At 34.1% G+C, this 16,854-nt stretch carries 16 protein-coding genes and 1 pseudogene; 7 read left to right on the top strand and 10 right to left on the bottom strand.

Annotation, left to right across the window (positions count from 1 at the left end):
* Positions 1 to 28: 28 nt before the first annotated feature.
* The 3 genes from lpxC to NYG92_RS07205 form a co-directional block, all read right to left on the bottom strand.
* A complete protein-coding gene (gene lpxC, locus NYG92_RS07215) occupies positions 29 to 913 on the bottom strand; it encodes a UDP-3-O-acyl-N-acetylglucosamine deacetylase (RefSeq protein WP_270961710.1) in 885 nt (294 codons plus the stop codon).
* The gene (gene pgp6, locus NYG92_RS07210) at positions 910 to 2,280 is read right to left on the bottom strand and encodes a peptidoglycan metallopeptidase Pgp6 (RefSeq protein ID WP_270977769.1); all 1,371 of its coding nucleotides are present in this window, start codon (positions 2,278 to 2,280) and stop codon (positions 910 to 912) included. The genes lpxC and pgp6 overlap by 4 nt, the downstream gene beginning before the upstream one ends.
* A gap of 66 nt (positions 2,281 to 2,346) precedes the next feature.
* Positions 2,347 to 3,174 (bottom strand): prephenate dehydrogenase, encoded by an 828-nt coding sequence (locus NYG92_RS07205; protein WP_027304679.1) that lies wholly within the window; start codon positions 3,172 to 3,174, stop codon positions 2,347 to 2,349.
* Between the two features lie 83 nt (positions 3,175 to 3,257).
* Between NYG92_RS07205 and bamA the strand changes: the two genes are divergently transcribed.
* Genes bamA through fliI form a run of 7 tightly spaced genes read left to right on the top strand, consistent with a single transcriptional unit; the run spans position 3,258 to position 10,416 of the window.
* Positions 3,258 to 5,474, top strand: a complete 2,217-nt coding sequence (gene bamA, locus NYG92_RS07200) for an outer membrane protein assembly factor BamA (RefSeq protein ID WP_289233971.1) — start codon at positions 3,258 to 3,260, stop codon at positions 5,472 to 5,474.
* A 9-nt stretch (positions 5,475 to 5,483) separates the two neighbouring features.
* On the top strand, positions 5,484 to 6,326 hold the full coding sequence (gene accD, locus NYG92_RS07195) for an acetyl-CoA carboxylase, carboxyltransferase subunit beta (RefSeq protein WP_289233970.1): 843 nt from the start codon (positions 5,484 to 5,486) through the stop codon (positions 6,324 to 6,326).
* 1 nt (position 6,327) lies between these two features.
* A complete protein-coding gene (locus tag NYG92_RS07190; protein ID WP_289233969.1) occupies positions 6,328 to 6,777 on the top strand; it encodes a 23S rRNA (pseudouridine(1915)-N(3))-methyltransferase RlmH in 450 nt (149 codons plus the stop codon).
* A gap of 8 nt (positions 6,778 to 6,785) precedes the next feature.
* Positions 6,786 to 7,142, top strand: coding sequence for an RNA polymerase-binding protein DksA (dksA, locus tag NYG92_RS07185; protein ID WP_027304675.1), 357 nt, complete (start codon positions 6,786 to 6,788; stop codon positions 7,140 to 7,142).
* The gene (locus NYG92_RS07180; protein WP_270966602.1) at positions 7,139 to 8,122 is read left to right on the top strand and encodes a hypothetical protein; all 984 of its coding nucleotides are present in this window, start codon (positions 7,139 to 7,141) and stop codon (positions 8,120 to 8,122) included. Before dksA ends, NYG92_RS07180 begins: the two co-directional genes overlap by 4 nt.
* Positions 8,119 to 9,036 carry a tRNA dihydrouridine synthase gene (locus NYG92_RS07175; RefSeq protein ID WP_270966603.1) on the top strand — a complete coding sequence of 306 codons (918 nt, stop codon included), beginning with the start codon at positions 8,119 to 8,121 and terminating at the stop codon, positions 9,034 to 9,036. The genes NYG92_RS07180 and NYG92_RS07175 overlap by 4 nt, the downstream gene beginning before the upstream one ends.
* A gap of 21 nt (positions 9,037 to 9,057) precedes the next feature.
* On the top strand, positions 9,058 to 10,416 hold the full coding sequence (gene fliI, locus NYG92_RS07170; protein WP_289233968.1) for a flagellar protein export ATPase FliI: 1,359 nt from the start codon (positions 9,058 to 9,060) through the stop codon (positions 10,414 to 10,416).
* On the opposite strand, the gene NYG92_RS07165 is transcribed toward fliI, so the two are convergent.
* From NYG92_RS07165 to NYG92_RS09225, 7 genes and pseudogenes are all read right to left on the bottom strand, one after another.
* Positions 10,413 to 11,366 carry a cation diffusion facilitator family transporter gene (locus tag NYG92_RS07165; RefSeq protein WP_289233967.1) on the bottom strand — a complete coding sequence of 318 codons (954 nt, stop codon included), beginning with the start codon at positions 11,364 to 11,366 and terminating at the stop codon, positions 10,413 to 10,415. The genes fliI and NYG92_RS07165 overlap by 4 nt on opposite strands.
* A 22-nt stretch (positions 11,367 to 11,388) precedes the next feature.
* Positions 11,389 to 11,826 (bottom strand): Sua5 YciO YrdC YwlC family protein, encoded by a 438-nt coding sequence (locus NYG92_RS07160; RefSeq protein WP_289233966.1) that lies wholly within the window; start codon positions 11,824 to 11,826, stop codon positions 11,389 to 11,391.
* A gap of 134 nt (positions 11,827 to 11,960) precedes the next feature.
* Positions 11,961 to 13,469 (bottom strand): AbgT family transporter, encoded by a 1,509-nt coding sequence (locus NYG92_RS07155; RefSeq protein WP_289233965.1) that lies wholly within the window; start codon positions 13,467 to 13,469, stop codon positions 11,961 to 11,963.
* 77 nt (positions 13,470 to 13,546) lie between these two features.
* Positions 13,547 to 15,004, bottom strand: a complete 1,458-nt coding sequence (dcuC, locus tag NYG92_RS07150; protein ID WP_289233964.1) for a C4-dicarboxylate transporter DcuC — start codon at positions 15,002 to 15,004, stop codon at positions 13,547 to 13,549.
* A gap of 71 nt (positions 15,005 to 15,075) precedes the next feature.
* Positions 15,076 to 15,711: a DUF2972 domain-containing protein gene (locus tag NYG92_RS07145; protein WP_289233963.1), complete on the bottom strand. Its 636-nt coding sequence runs from the start codon at positions 15,709 to 15,711 to the stop codon at positions 15,076 to 15,078.
* Entirely contained in the window at positions 15,692 to 16,441 is a 750-nt protein-coding gene (locus NYG92_RS07140; protein WP_270977755.1) for a hypothetical protein, read from the bottom strand. Before NYG92_RS07140 ends, NYG92_RS07145 begins: the two co-directional genes overlap by 20 nt.
* 174 nt (positions 16,442 to 16,615) lie before the next feature.
* A pseudogene (locus tag NYG92_RS09225) lies at positions 16,616 to 16,804 on the bottom strand (DUF2972 domain-containing protein); the annotation flags it as partial.
* Between the last annotated feature and the right edge of the window lie 50 nt (positions 16,805 to 16,854).

Below are 16,854 nucleotides of genomic sequence, written 5' to 3'. Positions count from 1 at the left end.
TTAGAAATGGCATTTAATAAGAGCGTTTTTATGCAAAAACCTTTTCATAAGCTTTTTCAAAAGAGTTTTCAAGGGTAATGACTTCATAACTCTCCTTATCTTTTAAAAGCTCTTTTGTGAGCAAATGATTTAAATGATGACTCCCAGCATAAGAGGTATAGTCCCCATAAATTCGGTATCCAAGTAAGGTTAAATCTCCAATGGCGTCTAAGATTTTATGACGGACAAATTCATCTTTAAAACGCAAACCTTCAGGATTTAAAATGCGGTTATCATCAACAACTATGGTATTTTCAAGGCTACCTCCAAGTCCTAAATTCATAGCTCTTAAGGCTTGCACATCTTTTAAAAAACCAAAAGTCCTAGCCCTGGCGATATTTTCTATATAATTTTTCTTGCTAAATTCAAAACAATAGCTTTGTTTGCCGATTAAGGCATTGTCAAATTTAATGGTATAGTTAATTTTAGGCTCTTTTGTAGGGCTAAGACGCACGAATTTATCGCCATCTCGCACCTCAATAACCTTTTTAATTACCATAATTTTTTTAGACGCTTCAAGTTCTCTTACTCCCGCTTCATCAAGCATCATACAAAAGCTAATGCTAGAGCCGTCCATTACGGGTGCTTCGTTAGAATTTAAAACGATGCGGACATTATCTATTCCATAAGCATTAATCGCACTCATCAAATGCTCAATAGTCGATATATAAGCTCTTTCATCGCCTATTACTGTTGCTAATTTTGTATTAATAACATTGTGCGGTTTTGCCTCGTAACTTATGTTAAGGTCGCTTCTAAAAAATACTATGCCAGAATTTGCCTCCAAAGGCTCTAAAATAATCTCAATAGGCTCACCCTTATGAAGTCCTATGCCCGTGCCACTTACGGCTTTTGCTAAGGTTAATTGTTTCATCTTGTCCCCATTATCACTTTTTTAGCGTCATTAAACACCTTATAGATATTATTTTCTAGCCATTTTTTATCTTGCCATTGTTCAGGTCTTGTCTCAACTCCTTGCACTAAAATTCCAAAATGCAAATGATCTCCCAAAGCCAAGCCGCTTACGCCTGTTTTAGCAATAATGCTATTTTTCGCTACATTTTCATTAAGCTCGACATTAGATGAGGAACAATGTCCATAAAGGCTATAAATTCCAAAGCCGTGATAAAGTATGAGATTAAGCCCATAAATTCCATTTTCTTCAGCGAACACAACCTTTCCAGTATTATTGCTAATAATAGGTGCTTCGCTCGTGCTAGCTAAATCAAGCCCCATATGATAAGAATCGCTCACAAACTGCCCATTATAAGAATAATATCTATGGTCAGCAAAATCGGCAACCTTAGCGGCATTTTTTAAAGGTAAAAATAAATTGATATTAAATTCTTCAAAGCTTTCTTCAGGAACGGCAGAAGTGATTTTATGAATAAGCTCTTCATTTGAGAGTCTTAAGGTTTCATTTACAAATTTAAATTTTTCAAAACGCGTGAAGGTATTGTTTTTAGGAGCGTATATGGAGACTAAACTTTCTATTTTTCCGTCTAAGAATTTATCGCTTAAGTTAATATTAGAAACGCGGTATTTTCGATTTAAAAGATAATATCTTATGCGTTCTTTTGCAATATTTCCTGCCGCATCTTTTGCGATAACATAGGCTCTAAATTCCTCATCTTTTGCGTCCCAAGCGATTAAAGCGGCGTAATAATCTTTCTTAAGATAAGGTGTAACCTTAAAAATTCGACCCTTATTTGTCTCTATAAAAAGTTCTTTTAAATTCGCATCCTCAGCCTTAAAAACGACACTTGCTGCTCCTCCTTGCTCTATATTATAAGAATTGCTAATGATATTTAATTTAGGAGCCTCATTGTCAATCATAACCACAACTTTTTTATAGGCTTCATTTCCATTAAAATTCCAAAAACTTGTATCCTTCGCCCAAATTTCTAAAAAATAAGAATTTGTTTTGTCTTTATAGGCTTGTTTAGGAAGATTGATTTGTAAAGAGACTTCTTTATCCTGCTTGATTTTACCATCTGCTAAGATCACTCCTGGGTCATTATCATCTTTTTTAAGAACGATTTTGATGGATTTTACCGCATTTTCTTCATCTTTGACTTTGACTAAAAGTGGGGATTTAAGATTGGTATAAAGTGTATCTTCAACAAGAATTTGCGGAGCATTTTTCTCAAAAATGCTTAAATTTAAAATAAAAAAACTACCCAAAAATAATAAAATAATAATCAAAAGCCACAATAAATTCCTCGTTTTTTTTCTCGCCATCATTTTTCCTAAATATCTAAAGTAATATAGGGAATTTATAGTATTTTTAAATTAATATAAAGTAAATTATAAAATTTCTCTTAAATGATTTGCTTTTTCCATCCATTTTTTAAGTTTATTTTCATCACAATTTTCCAGCATTTTTTTGCAATTTTCTAATTCTTCTTGAAAATGTTCTATGGATGCTAGGATATTTTCTTTATTTTGCGTAAAAATTCCCCCCCACATTAAGGGCGAAGATTTAGCGATACGACACATTCCCTTAAAAGAGGGACCGCCAAGATAAGCGATATTTCTTCTATCTTCTTCACGCATAACATAATTTGCTAAAGAAAAACTAATGGCGTGAGGTAAATGAGAAATAATCGCCGTGTGATGATCGTGTGAAATGCTATCCATAAATACAATACGCATACCAAGATGAGAGAAAATTTCCACCGCTCTTTTTTGGTGTAAATCATCAGCCACTTCACTATCGCAAAGCACACAAACAGCGTCCTTATAAAGCTCCTTAAAAGCGGCTTTTGGTCCGCTATTTTCCGTCCCTGCCATAGGATGTGCGAAAATAGTTTGCTTGATTAAAGTAGTGGGTAAGCTCTCCACTATCTTTCTTTTTGTGCTACCAAGTTCTATAATGGTCGTTGTTTTTGGCAATTCTTTTAAATTTTGTAAAATTTCTATAATGGCATTAACAGGCGTAGCGATGAAAATAATATCGCAATTTGAAAGCTTATCAAAACCAATTAATTCGTGAATCAGCCCAAGTTTTAAAGCATCTTTAGCATTTTGAGCGTCTAAATCTAACCCATAAACACTACTAATAAGTTTATTTTCTTTTAGGCAAAGTCCTAAAGAACCTCCCATTAGCCCAAGCCCTATAATTCCCACTTTCATCTATTTCCCCTAGCTATTTTAAAGATTGTTAAATTTTCTTTGCTATTATACACAATTTTTAATCACAAAATAGGTAAAGTAATATGAAAAAACTCATCAGTATTTGTGCCTTAGCACCCTTTTTGAGCGCAGCAAATATAAAAGATATTCAATTTAGCGGCTTATATCATCTCTCTAATGAAACGGCATTAAGTCTTACAGGACTTAAAAAAGGCGAAGAGTTTAACGAAGCGAAAATTAACACAGCTATTTTAAATCTTTATAAACAAAATTATTTTCAAAACATTGTCGTTGAAGAAAATAATGGAATTTTAACTTTCAAATTTAAGGAAAAACCAAGTGTCGCTAAAATCACCATCGCGGGTATAGCTTCAAATGATAGAAAACATTTAGAAAGTCTTTTGGGGCTTAAAAGAGGAACTTTGCTTGATGAGACTTCTTTAAAAGAGGCAAAAGAGAGAATTAAGGGCTATTATGAAGCAAAAAGTTATTTTGATACTGTGGTTGAAGTCAAGCAAAAAAAACTTGAAAATACAGAAAGTCTAGAGCTAGAATTTATTGTCAATCGTGGTGAAAATATCATCATAGATAAAGTTCATCTTAGCGGAAGCAAAGAGCTATCTTATGGCGATATTGAACCCGCTGTTACTAATAAAGAGCGTGAATTTATGGGCTGGATGTGGGGTAGAAACGATGGCAAACTCAAAATTTTTGAACTTGCTAACGATAGTGCTAGAATTAGCGATGAATATATGAAAGAAGGCTATTTAGATGTGCAAGTTTCTTCACCTTTTCTTAAAACATATACCGACACTTATAAGGCGGATTTGACTTATTTTATCAAAGAGGGTGAGCCTTATAAAATCGTTGATATACAAATTAAAAATCCTCTTTTTAGTGATGAAGAAAATCAAGAAATTTTAGAAGAGCTTGAATCGCAGGTTAAAGATATAGTTAATATAGAGGATGTAAGAAAAGACCTTAAAACCATAGAAACAAAAAGTGCGGATTTAGGATATGCTTTTGCCCAAGTTTTTCCCGATATCCAAAAAAATAATCAAACGCACGAGGTAAGCATTGTGTTTCAAGTCGTGCCAAATGAAAAAGTTTATATAAGAAATGTCATCATTTCAGGGAATTCACGCACGGTCGATAGAGTCGTGCGTAGAGAGCTTTTTCTCACAGAGGGCAATCTTTATCATAGAACTGACCTTCAAGAATCAATCAATGCATTAAGAAGAACCTCTTATTTTGAAAGTGTGGATATAAAAGAAGAAAGAGTTGATGAAACACATATAGATTTAGTTGTCGAAGTGAAAGAGGCTGCCACAGGAGCAATTTCAGGAGGTATAGGATATAGCTCAAGCGATGGTATGCTCCTTAACGCTTCTCTTTCGGATAGTAATATCTTTGGTTCAGGCATTAAAAGTTCAGTTAGCATAGATAAAAGTGATGAAACGCTTTCAGGCAGAATTAATATAACTAATCCAAGAATAGCCGATAGCGAATATAGTCTCGGCGGTTCACTTTATTCAAATGATTATGAGTGGAACGAATACTCAGAGCAAAATTACGGCTTTGATATCACGCTTGGTAGACAATTTTGGCGTTATTTTAATGCAAGCTTAACTTATAATTTAGAGCAAAGTGATATTTATCATCTAAGCCCAACACTTATAAGAACGGGTTATGATTTAGGTGAGACGATTAAAAGCTCTATTACTCCTGCAATAAGTTTTAACAATACAGATGATTATTATCTGCCAAGATCTGGGATTATAGCTTCTTCAAGCCTTGAATTTGCTGGCATTGGTGGGGATCAGCAATTTTTATATTCTAAATCGAATTTTAATTTTTATCAAGGTTTGGAAGATTTTATAGGCTATGATTTGATTTATCGTTATAAGGCAAGTTTTTATAAGGTGTGGGATCAAGGCTATTTGCCGATTAATCAGCGTGTTTATTTGGGTGGTATGCGTTCTTTGCGTGGTTTTGAAAACCGCACGGTAAGCCCTAGAAACCAGTGGGGCGATGAGATAGGTGGAACGATAGCTTTTGCAAATTCTTTTGAGCTTAGTTTTCCACTCATTGATAGGATTAAATTACGCGGAAGCGTATTTTTCGATTATGGTGCCATAGGTAAAACGCAAATTGACGATATGCAAAGAATGAGCACGGGCTTTGGCATAGAGTGGATTACACCTATAGGTCCTTTACAAGTTGTCTTCGCCAAGGCGCTTAATGATAAGCCCGGCGATGAAACCAGCTCTTTTGAGTTTAATCTCGGAACAAGATTTTAAAGGTTAAAAATGAATTTTACCGATATATTTTCCAAAATTAGAAAAAAACAATCAAGCCCCCACGAAGCACCTAATCACTGGGTAAAATGCCCTTCTTGCCACGCTTTGATGTATTATAAAGAGATAGAAAGCTGTTTTGATGTTTGCCCTAAATGCTCTTATCATATGAGAATTTCTGCGAGCAAACGCATAGAGCTTTTAAGCGACGCGGGAAGCTTTATGGAATTTGATAAAAATTTGGAAGCAATCGATCCTTTAAAATTTGTCGATAGTAAATCTTACAAAAAGCGTTTAAGCGAGGGAGAGAGTAAAACAGGGCGTAAAAGCTCCGTTATAAGCGGAGAATGCACAATCAATGGCTTAAAGACTCAACTTGTTGTTTTTGATTTTGCCTTTATGGGAGGAAGTTTTGGTTCTGTGGAGGGCGAAAAAATCGTCCGTGCCGTGCAAAGAGCCATTAGCACAAAAAGCTCTTTAGTTATCGTTAGTGCAAGTGGGGGCGCTAGAATGCAAGAAAGCACCTACTCTTTAATGCAAATGAGTAAAACAAGTGCCGCTTTAAAACTTCTTAGTAAAGAAAAATTGCCCTACATTAGCATTTTAACAGACCCAACCTTTGGTGGAGTTTCAGCCTCTTTTGCTTGGCTTGGAGATTTAATCATCGCGGAGCCGGGCGCACTTGTGGGCTTTGCAGGTGCAAGAGTGATTAAGCAGACCATAGGAGCAGACTTACCTGAGGGCTTTCAAAGGGCTGAGTTTTTACTTGAACACGGACTCATTGACAACATAGTAGAAAGAGCCGCTCAAAAGCAATTTGTCAGCGATGCTTTGAAATTTTTTAGCGGAAAATAATTTGCAACTTAATATTTTCTATTTGCAAAAAAGCGAGGATTTGGCATTTTTGAGTGAAAAATATACAAAACTTATCTCCAAATACGCCATCTTAAAAGAGCATAATCTTTTTGATAAAAAAGTAGCAAAAGCTCAAATTCAAGGAGTTCAAAACGCACAAAAAAGCTATGAAGAAGCCTTTTTACCTCACAAAAAAGGTTTTTGTGTGCTGTTAGATGAAAGAGGAACAGAACTTAATAGCCTTGAATTTGCAAAATTGCTAGAAAATAAAAGTGAAATGAGTTTTTTTATAGGTGGCGCTTATGGTTTTAGAGCGCAAATGCTTAATCAATTTGACTTTAATCTCGCCCTTAGTCGCCTAACCTTAGCACATCATTTTGTAAAAATTTTGTTGTTAGAGCAACTTTATAGGGCTTTTTGTATTAATCATAATCACCCATATCACAAATAGGAGTTTTAATGAAAACAAGCGATTTAAAATTTTTTGAAAATTTCTTACAAGAGCGTAAAAAAATCATCTTAGAAAATATCCAAAGCAATTCAAAAGAAATCGAGGCTTTGCATAATTCAGCGCCAAGTGATAGTGTCGATTTTTCAACCATAGAGATTAATTCCCAAATCGACTTTGCCATTAGTGCGAATTTAAAACAAGAATTAAAAGAGATAGAGGAATCTCTTAAAAAAATTCAGCATAAAAATTATGGTATTTGTGAATCTTGCGATGAGCTTATCGATATAGAGCGGCTTAAAGTAAAACCTCACGCGAGATATTGTATTGTTTGTAGGGAAATCGTAGAAAAAGGAAATATGCAATGAAAATTCGACTCTTTATTTTAGCAAGTTTGATTTATATCGCTTTAATTGTAGCTTTTATGTTTTATCTTAATTTGGGCTATTATGAGCTTGTTTTGGGAACTTTTGCTTTAAATTTACCCATTATGCTTTGGCTTATTTTACCCTTAGTTTTTTATTTTGTCTTAGCCTTAACACATATGAGCTTTTATGCTTTTTTAAGATATTTAAAATTCAAACATTTCTTTAAAGATGCGGCGAAATTTGAGGACTTTGCTAAAGATTTGCTTTTAGAAAAAGAAAGCAAAATTTCTTTTTACACCAAAGAATTTAAGCGAGTAAGTGAGCTTTGTAAAAGCTTAAAAAATGGCACAAAAAATGCCGATTTTCACGCCATTAACGACCTTTTGGATTTGCTTGAAGCTCTCAAAAAAGGCGAAACGCAAAATCTTAACAAATTTAAACTTGATAAAAATAACCCTCTCATTTTACAAAACGAAAAAAATCGTCTTAAAAATGACTTAGATTATGCCTATTCTAAACTTAAAAATTTAAATGAAATTAGCACAGAGTTTGAAAAATTAGCTTTTGAAATGGTGCTTCAAAAAGGCACTTATGAGCAAATTAAAAATCTTAAAATAAGCAAAACAAATGAGCAAATTTTAAGCCTTATCAAGCGTTTTAAGGATGGCAATTTAGAACTTTCTTTAGCTGAATTTGAAGTCTTAATCGAAATGGCAAATTTAAATGAGGCTGAGTATTTATCTGCTGCAAAAATGTGTGTTAAATGCTTTAATCCAGACGCTATTATTAATATTTTCTTAAAAATTAAAAATACTAAAAGCGAAGCTTTAAGAGCTTATTTATATTTATTAGCCGAGTTTTCTATGTTTGAGGAATTAGAAAATCAAATTAGAAATAAGGAAGAATTGAGCGATTTTAAAGCCGTTCTTGCCTTAAGAGAAAAAAATATTAAATTTGATTTAAATCGCCTTATCGTATGATTGATTTTAAAGCAAATCCCTTATTTTTAGCACCTATGGCAGGTTTTACAGACCCGCCTTTTCGTAGTGTTGTTAAGCAATTTGGTGCTGATGTTACTATAAGTGAAATGATAAGCTCAAATGCCTTAGTTTATGAGAGTCAAAAAAGCCTCAAAATGCTTGAAAAAACACCTTTTGAAACGCCTTATATCGTGCAAATTGCTGGAGGAGATGAAGAAATTCTCAAAAAAGCGGTCTTAATCTTAAATGAACTCGATTTTATAGACGGCATTGATTTTAATTGCGGTTGTCCTGTCAATAAGGTCGTTAAACAATGTGCAGGCAGTGCTTTGCTTGAAAATTTAGACCTTTTTAAAAGACTTGTTGGAGTGATTAAAACACATAATAAAAAGCAATTTACAAGCGTGAAATTTAGATTAGGTTTTAATGATAAATACCCTGAAAAAATGGCAAAAATTTGCGAAGAGCTTGGGGTCGATTTTATCAGCATACACGGACGAACGAGAAAGCAACTTTATAGCGGAAGTGCGGACTATAACTCCATAGCTAAGGCAAAAAAAAGCGTGAAAATCCCCGTCATTGCTAATGGCGACATTAACGCTCAAAATGCTAAAGAAGTGCTTAAAATCACTGCTTGCGAAGGCTTGATGATAGGTAGAGCGAGTGTGGGGAATCCTTGGATTTTTTACGAAATTAAAGAGGGGAAAAGCGTGGATAAAGCACTTAAAAAGCGAATTATCTTAACGCATTTTGAAGAGATGATAAAGCATTATAAGGCTATGGGAGTGAGCATTTTTCGCAAACATCTACACGAATACTCTAAAGGACATAAAGACGCTTCCGCTTTTAGGGATATGATAAACCGCATTGATGATGTAAATTTAATGCGAACAAAAATCGAGGAATTTTTCTAAATTTAAAGTCAAGGATAAAAGGTGAGCTTAGAAAAACTTAGGAAAAAGTTAAAAGATGAAAATTTAGCTTCCGTTTTTGGAGAAATTACAAAAATTTCCGCCACAAATATAGAAATTCAAGGACTTAAAACGAGTGTTGGTGATATAGTAAGACTCATTTCAAATGAAAATGAAAATTTGCAAACTTTAGCTATGGTCGTGGAGGTCAAAGCACAATTTAGCTACCTTAGCCCCTTCTCTTTCATCGAGGGCTTTAAGATAGGAGATAGAGCTTTTTTAAGCGATGCGGGAATGCAAATTGGCGTAAGCGATGCACTTTTAGGGCGAGTGGTTGATCCTTTTATGAAGCCAAAAGATGGTAAAGGAGCGATTGAAATTAGCAAGTTTATGCCTATAATGCGTCCGCCCATTGATGCGATGAAAAGAGGTTTGATTGAAAAAATTTTTCCCACAGGAGTTAAAACTATTGATGGGCTTTTAACTTGCGGTGTGGGGCAAAAACTTGGAATTTTTTCTGGAAGTGGCGTGGGTAAATCAACCTTAATGGGTATGATAGTCAAAAATTCAAAAGCCCCCGTCAAGGTCATAGCACTCATCGGTGAAAGAGGGCGTGAAATCCCTGAATTTATCCAAAAAAATCTTGATGGAAAGCTAGATAATACCGTCATCATCGTGGCTACAAGTGATGATAGTGCTTTAATGCGTAAATATGGTGCTTTTTGTGCGATGAGTGTGGCGGAGTATTTTAAAGAGCAGGGCAAAGATGTGCTTTTTATTATGGATAGCGTTACGCGTTTTGCTATGGCACAAAGAGAGATAGGCTTGGCTTTAGGAGAGCCGCCTACGACTAAGGGCTATCCGCCAAGTGTGTTAAGTCTTTTGCCTCAACTTATGGAAAGAACGGGAAAAGAAGAGGGTAAGGGCACAATCACGGCATTTTTTACCGTTCTAGTCGATGGTGATGATATGAGTGATCCTATAGCCGATCAAAGCAGGTCAATTCTTGATGGGCATATCGTGCTAAGTAGAGAGCTAACGGACTTTGGGATTTATCCGCCTATTAATATCCAAAATTCAGCCTCAAGGGTGATGAGCGATATTATCAGTGATACGCATAAAAATAATGCAAGGAAATTTAAACGCCTTAGCTCACTTTTGAAAGAAAATGAAGTGTTACTTCGCATAGGAGCCTATCAAAAGGGCAGCGATAAAGAGCTTGATGAAGCCATTATGAAAAAGGACTTAATGCAAAAATTTCTTAGCCAAACTCCAGAGCAAAGTGTGGAATTTGCCGAAACCTTAGAACTTTTAAGTCAAATCAATGCTCAAGTCGCCCCTCAGCCAGTAAGCATCGCTACTCTGCCTAATCCTAACAGCTAAAGCCACTTTTTATCCGCGGTAAAGCTTACGGAAAGCCAGATTTTATAACTTGGAATTTCAAGGGCTTTTTCTATGCGTTCTCTTATAAGGTCAAATTCATTAAGACTTTTGACTTGGAAATTTTTTTGCATTAAGATATTGACTTCTACCATATAAAATCTACCCGATTTAGCCACATGCGTATCATAATCGCTAAAGCCAAATTCCTCGCTTAAATTCTCCATAATTTTTGTAATCTTCTCATCAAGCTCCAAAGGTGCAAGCATTATCAAGTCTTTAAAATTTGCTATCGCTATGCGAAGAGGTGTGAAAATAAGCACTAAAGAAAGTAAAGCCAAAAGTGTAGGGTCTATATAAAAAGCAAATTCTTTTTGCCATGCAAATTCCCAAAAAGAACAAAACCAAATCGTCCCAAAAGCCACCAAAGCACCCAAATATAAAACGCAGTCAATTCTCCACTCGGCATTATCTACTTGAATCAAATCAGAGCCTAATTTCTGTGTATAAAAACGCGTATAAATAAAAAGCACAGCACAAAAAATAAAAGCACAAGCACTATAAACAGCTGCTCCACCAAAAGCCACTTTGTAGCCTCCATTTAATAAACTATGTAGAGCATCAAAAAGAGCATAAGTGCATACAAGCACTAAAATAAGGGACTTAAAAAGATTAACCATAGGTTCAAAACGCCCATAGCCGTATTGAAAAATTTCATCATCTTCTTTATAAATATAACGCGAAGTTAGCACACTCAAAGCACCAAGAGCCACGCTTATAAGGGCTACAAAGCCATCAAAAATCACTGCCATAGACTTGATAAAAATTCCAAAACCTATACCAAAAATAGCTAAAATCAAAGCACAATACATAGAAACTTTAAGGACAAATTGTTCTTTTTGATTGATTTTTTTAAAGTCTTGAGCCTGATTGGCTCTTACACTTTTTGTCATTTTACGCCCTTTTTGATAAATTTTAACGCATTTTACGCATTTTAGAGCGAGAAAGTTTAAAAATTTGAGAAGCACTTGCTTCGTGTAAATTTTTATCTATTATTTTAATTTTGTGTTTTTTAGCTAAAAAAAGGGCGTAACTAAGCTTAAAAGGCTTTTTGTGTTTATTTGCCGAGCTTGAATAAAGCCAATCGTGTTTTTGTAAAAATTTTGCGTGTTTGCCATTTTTTACAATTCTTAAAGCCTTTTGATTAGGGTAAATAAAGGTCGTTTTTTGTGCTTTTCTTACTAAATTTTTAAAATGTTTTGGCACTCTTGTAAAGCTTAAAAGTGTGGAAAAATGTGCCATAGTAATAAGACAAGGCGTGTTTGATGGGCGATTTTTAAGCTTGTTTAATAAAGCTTTGTCTTTACTTAAAAAACCAGCCGTTGTGTCCGTTTGACAAAGATAGATTTTCATAACCGATGTTAATAAAATAATACAAACAATAGACTAATTAAAGCTTGTCAAATATGAGAACTTATAAATATAAATCATACACAAAAATGTATGATTTATAATGATTTTCATCATAAGCTCTCATTTTAAATCTTTCATTGCGAGATAAAGTTTTCCACCCCAGGACCTAAAGGTAAATTAAAGATGAAAACCCACACATAAAGTAAAGCCGACCACGACACGAAAAACGCCACAGAATAAGGTAACATAAGGCTTATTATCGTTCCCATACCAACATTTTTTTGATATTTTATAGCAAAGCTAAGAATAATAGGCATATAACTCATTAAAGGCGTAATAATATTTGTCGTAGAATCGCCAATACGATAAGCCGCTTGAACAAGCTCAGGAGCATAGCCAAGTAACATAAACATAGGCACGAAAACAGGTGAGATTAAAGCCCATTGTGCTGAAGCAGAAGCAACAAAAAGATTAATAAAAGCACAAATAGCTATGAATAAAAGTATTAATAAACCTGAATTTAAATCCAAATTTTTAAGAAAAATAGCTCCTTTAATGGCAGTATATTGACCAATATTGCTCTGTGCGAAAAGAGAGATAAATTGTGCGGCGAAAAAAATGATAACTAAGTACATCGCCATAGTTTTCATTCCCTCACTCATAGCATTAACCACATCAGTGCTTGTCTTAAAACTTCCACTTAAAAAACCATAAATTACACCCGGTATAGCAAGAAGGAAAAAGACAAAAAATATAATTCCAACAATGAAAGGTGATTTTATAAAAGAACCTGTTTCCGCATTTCTAAAAAGGCTATCTTGAGGTAAAATCATTACCAAAACTACCGCTACATAAAGTAAGGCGCCCAAAGAAGCGAGAATCATAGCTCTTTTTTCTCTCGCATTCATATCTTCAATAGCCTCAACTTGCGAATCTTCTCGGTATGTGCCAAGCCGTGGCTCAATAATCTTGTCAGTAATCAACGCTCCAATAATAGCAATTAAAAAGGTGGAAACAAACATAAAATAATAATTTACTTCAGGTCCCACAACATAATTTGGATTTATGATTTGTGCGGCACTTTGCGTAATACCTGCTAATAAAGGGTCCACAGTCGAAATGAGTAAATTAGCGCTATACCCACCAGAAACCCCAGCAAAAGCTGCTGCTAAACCAGCTAAAGGATGGCGTCCTATGGAATAAAAAAGCATAGCTGCAAGTGGGGTTAGCACCACATAGCCTATGTCCGAAGCTAAATTTGATAAAATCCCAGCCAAAACGACAAAAAAGCTTATTAAAGCCTTAGGCGCACTTAGAACTAAAGCCTTTAAAATACTCTTAAGATAACCAGAATGCTCAGCTATACTAATGCCTATCATCGCTACAAGGACAACACCAAGGGGCGGAAATTTAGCGTAATTTTCCACGAAAGTATTAGTGAATTTTACAAAGGATTCCATACTTAGCAAATTCACAATTTGTATATTTCTATCCCCAAAATTTACGCTTAAATTAAAATAAGACGCTAAAGCTGAACTTACCATCAATATAATGGTTAAATAAATAAAAATCATAGCTGGATGCGGAAGAGCATTACCCAGCTTTTCAACAAAATTAAGAAAAGAAAATCGTTTTTGTTCCATTTAAAACTCCTTGAAATAATAAAAATGGCTATAAAATACGGAAGCTTGTTTCAAGCTTCCGTAGAATTAGCAATCTATCATAATTTGATAGAAGTAAGCTGCTTCTCTATTTTTGTCATTTCTTGAGGCTGAATTTGTGGTTCAACCTTAGCCAAGTAAAATGATACGAGGATATTAACAAACATGGCAATCAATAAAAGTGGTGCAGTGCGTTTAATAATATCCATAGGCGAAACCTTAGCAAAACCAGCTAAAGCGATAATCCCCCCAGCAATGGGCGAAGCAGCACGCCCTAAACAAGAGGCAATTTCAATCGGTAAAACTAAAGTAATAGGTGCCACTCCAAGCCTTGTAGCAATATCAGGTGCCAATCTTCCAAAAGCATTAAAAGCAGCAATTCCACTTCCCATAATCATAGCAAAGCCATAAACCAAGAAACTTAATACCGCAATACTCACTAGCACAGCAAGACTAGCAAATTCACCCTCTTGACCTAGAGCGCTCATTGCATCAGCTAAAATTCTTACTCCACCAAGTGCCTTAATACCCTCCGCAAAAACGCCTGCTGCAATGATAATGCTCACCACACTGACAAAAATTTCTGCCATAGCCTTTAAGATGACAACCATATCTTCACCAAGTTTTCTAGCGTCTTTGTGTCTTGCAAATTCCACAATAAAAACCAAAGCAATGCTTACAAAATTCGCCGTTATCACATCAAGCTTGATCCCTAAAAAATATGCCGAAAACAAAAATACCACAGGCAACCAAGGAAAGAGTATGTAGAGGGTAGGGCATTTTGGATCGATGATTTCAGGAGCTTCGACCTCATCGCAAAGCACACCTTTAGCTCTATCTCTTTTATCCACCCAAGCAAAATAAAAAGGAATTAAAACGGCAATCACAGCTACATAAGCCAAAACGACCCAAAGTTGATAATTTAAGAAAAGTCCTACGACATTGTCTTTTTGACCGACCATATCTGCCATATTAATGGAATTTCCATCTTTTGGACCATAATCAAGAGCGATTAAGGATAGCACACAAACGGCAGTAATAGGACGAATCTTAAGTGCGATTAATACAGGATAAATACAAGCTAAAAGCAAAAGTAAAAGTCCAGCATAGCTTGAGATGACGATTTTAAGAGCCATACCTACGATGAAAGTGCCACTTAGGATTAAATATTTGTTTTTAATCTTGCCAAGCGGCTTATTAGCCAAAAAAGCAAGTTTTGCAGAAGCATTAATGTGCTTCATATAGGCTGCAAAACCCGCCACACTCATAATAATAAGCCCCACGCCAGCAAGTTGAGTTTTAAAAGTCGCTGTGATAAAGGCAAAGCTATCGAGAATAACATCTAAAAAACTTGCACTTTCTCTAGAAGGAGCTTTTGGTATAGGTGTGCCAAAATAATAAAATGCAAAGATTAAAATAATCATACCTGAAAATAAAAAGGTGAAAATGGGATTATACTTTTTGAGGATATAATACGCCACAACCACCACGGCAAAGAGGGTCGAAACGATAGCCATATGAAATCCTTTTTTTTGAAAAATTTAGCATCATTTTGACAAAAATTAAATTTTATAAAGCTTAAAAGCTATTATAAATTTTCGCAAATTTTTTCGAACTCCTTATAATACTTCCACGAAGCTACGATGTCAGGACGATGAGTTTTGATTTCTTGAAGATCTTTTTCAATGATTTTATTTAATTTTAACGATAAAACATTGTTGTGTTTTAAAAAATTTAAAATATCTTTTTCGCAAATTAAATCTTTTTTAACGCCATCAATATATTTTTTTAACTCTTGGATGTATCGTGCAATAAATAATTTTATATTTTTTAAGTTTTTATTTTTTAGAAAATAATGTTCTTTATCTTTTTCCATTAAAACAAAAACATTATCTAAAATAAAATTTGAATTAAATATGTATGGAGTAATGTTGATATAATTTTCCAATTCGCTATGAAAATATGGGATGCTAATCCACACATCAAATGTGTCAAACAATATTTTTGCCGGCAAATGATTAAGACCTGCATAAAAATTAACTTTTTTCTCAAAAATAAAACGATATTTTTCATTACAAGGTGTAAAATTAAGTCTTTTTGAAAGTATATGATAAGTTTCAAATGCGTTTTGATATGATAAATCTGTATCAAAATTTAATGCAATTTGTTTATTCTGCTTTAATATTTTTAACCTAGCATCTAAATTAAATATAAATTTTTTCATATTCTCCCTCTATAAGTGAATATAGTGCATTTATATCAGGTTTATAATCCTGACAAGTTTTTTGAAAATTATAAATTATTTGAGGGAACTGAAAATTTGTATCAAAAGCTGTAATTTGCCTCATATTCATATTAATATTTTCATTTGTAAGGCGATTGTGAATATGATTTAAACAAGTTTTAATGCGGGAGATAGGATCTCTTAAAGCAAATAAAATTTTATACTCTCCATCAATGAGATAACAATTTTTCTCATAGTATTTATCTGAATTTGGACATAATGTTACCAAGTTTTTCTCTTTAGATAAAGAATTATTGTAATTTACAATAAAGGTGCTTTTACCACTTATTCCCCAAACACCAACTTTTAATCCACACAAACGAAAAAAATGATGCATAGCTTCACTTCCACTACAAGAATTAAACATCAACACAAACTCATACCTCCTCGGCAAAGGCAAGTTCATCTCCCAAGCCATCTCAGCAGGGATTAGTCTATAATCAAGATTAGCATTGATATAATCTAAAGCTTCCTTACTTAGCTTTAAGGCTTGTTGTTTTAAATTTCTTTTTAAGTTTTGTTTATCTTCTTCATCGCATTCTATGAATAAAAGCTCATTTAAAATATCAGGATTTAACAAAGGAGGATAAGGGTGATTTTCTTTTTCATATCTTTCTTTAAATTCTTTAGAGTTTAACCATAAAGCTACTTCATCTAAGTGTTGTATCACAAAAGAAAAATTTAAAACAATGAGATTTTTTAAAGGGCTATAAGAAGTTTCAAAAAGTGTTCTTAATTCTTTTGTTTGAAAGATTTTTTTAAGATGATGGATTTCAAAGCCCTCTAAGTTCGGAAGGATTTCTAAGTTTTGTTTTAATTCTTTGAAAAAACCATAGTTTCTTTTTGCTTCCTTAATTTCTTTAAAGAGTTTTAAATACCCTCCCTTGTACCAAGCTTGATTTGCTTTGATGAGGACTTGACCTAAAAGATAAGAAAGATGAAATTTACATTCTAAGCCTTGTTGATAATCACTGCATTGATTAAGTGGTGGGTAGTTAAGCTGGGGAAAGATTGCTGTAAGTTCTTTGTAGATTTTGTGATTTTTGTGATTTTAAGAAGGTGAAAGATTAAAGAAAGAGGATT

Source organism: Campylobacter felis (genome assembly GCF_030250085.1).
Classification (GTDB): domain Bacteria; phylum Campylobacterota; class Campylobacteria; order Campylobacterales; family Campylobacteraceae; genus Campylobacter_D; species Campylobacter_D upsaliensis.
Note: the sequence above shows the minus strand (reverse complement) of the source record. Positions and strands in the feature narration are given on the sequence as shown.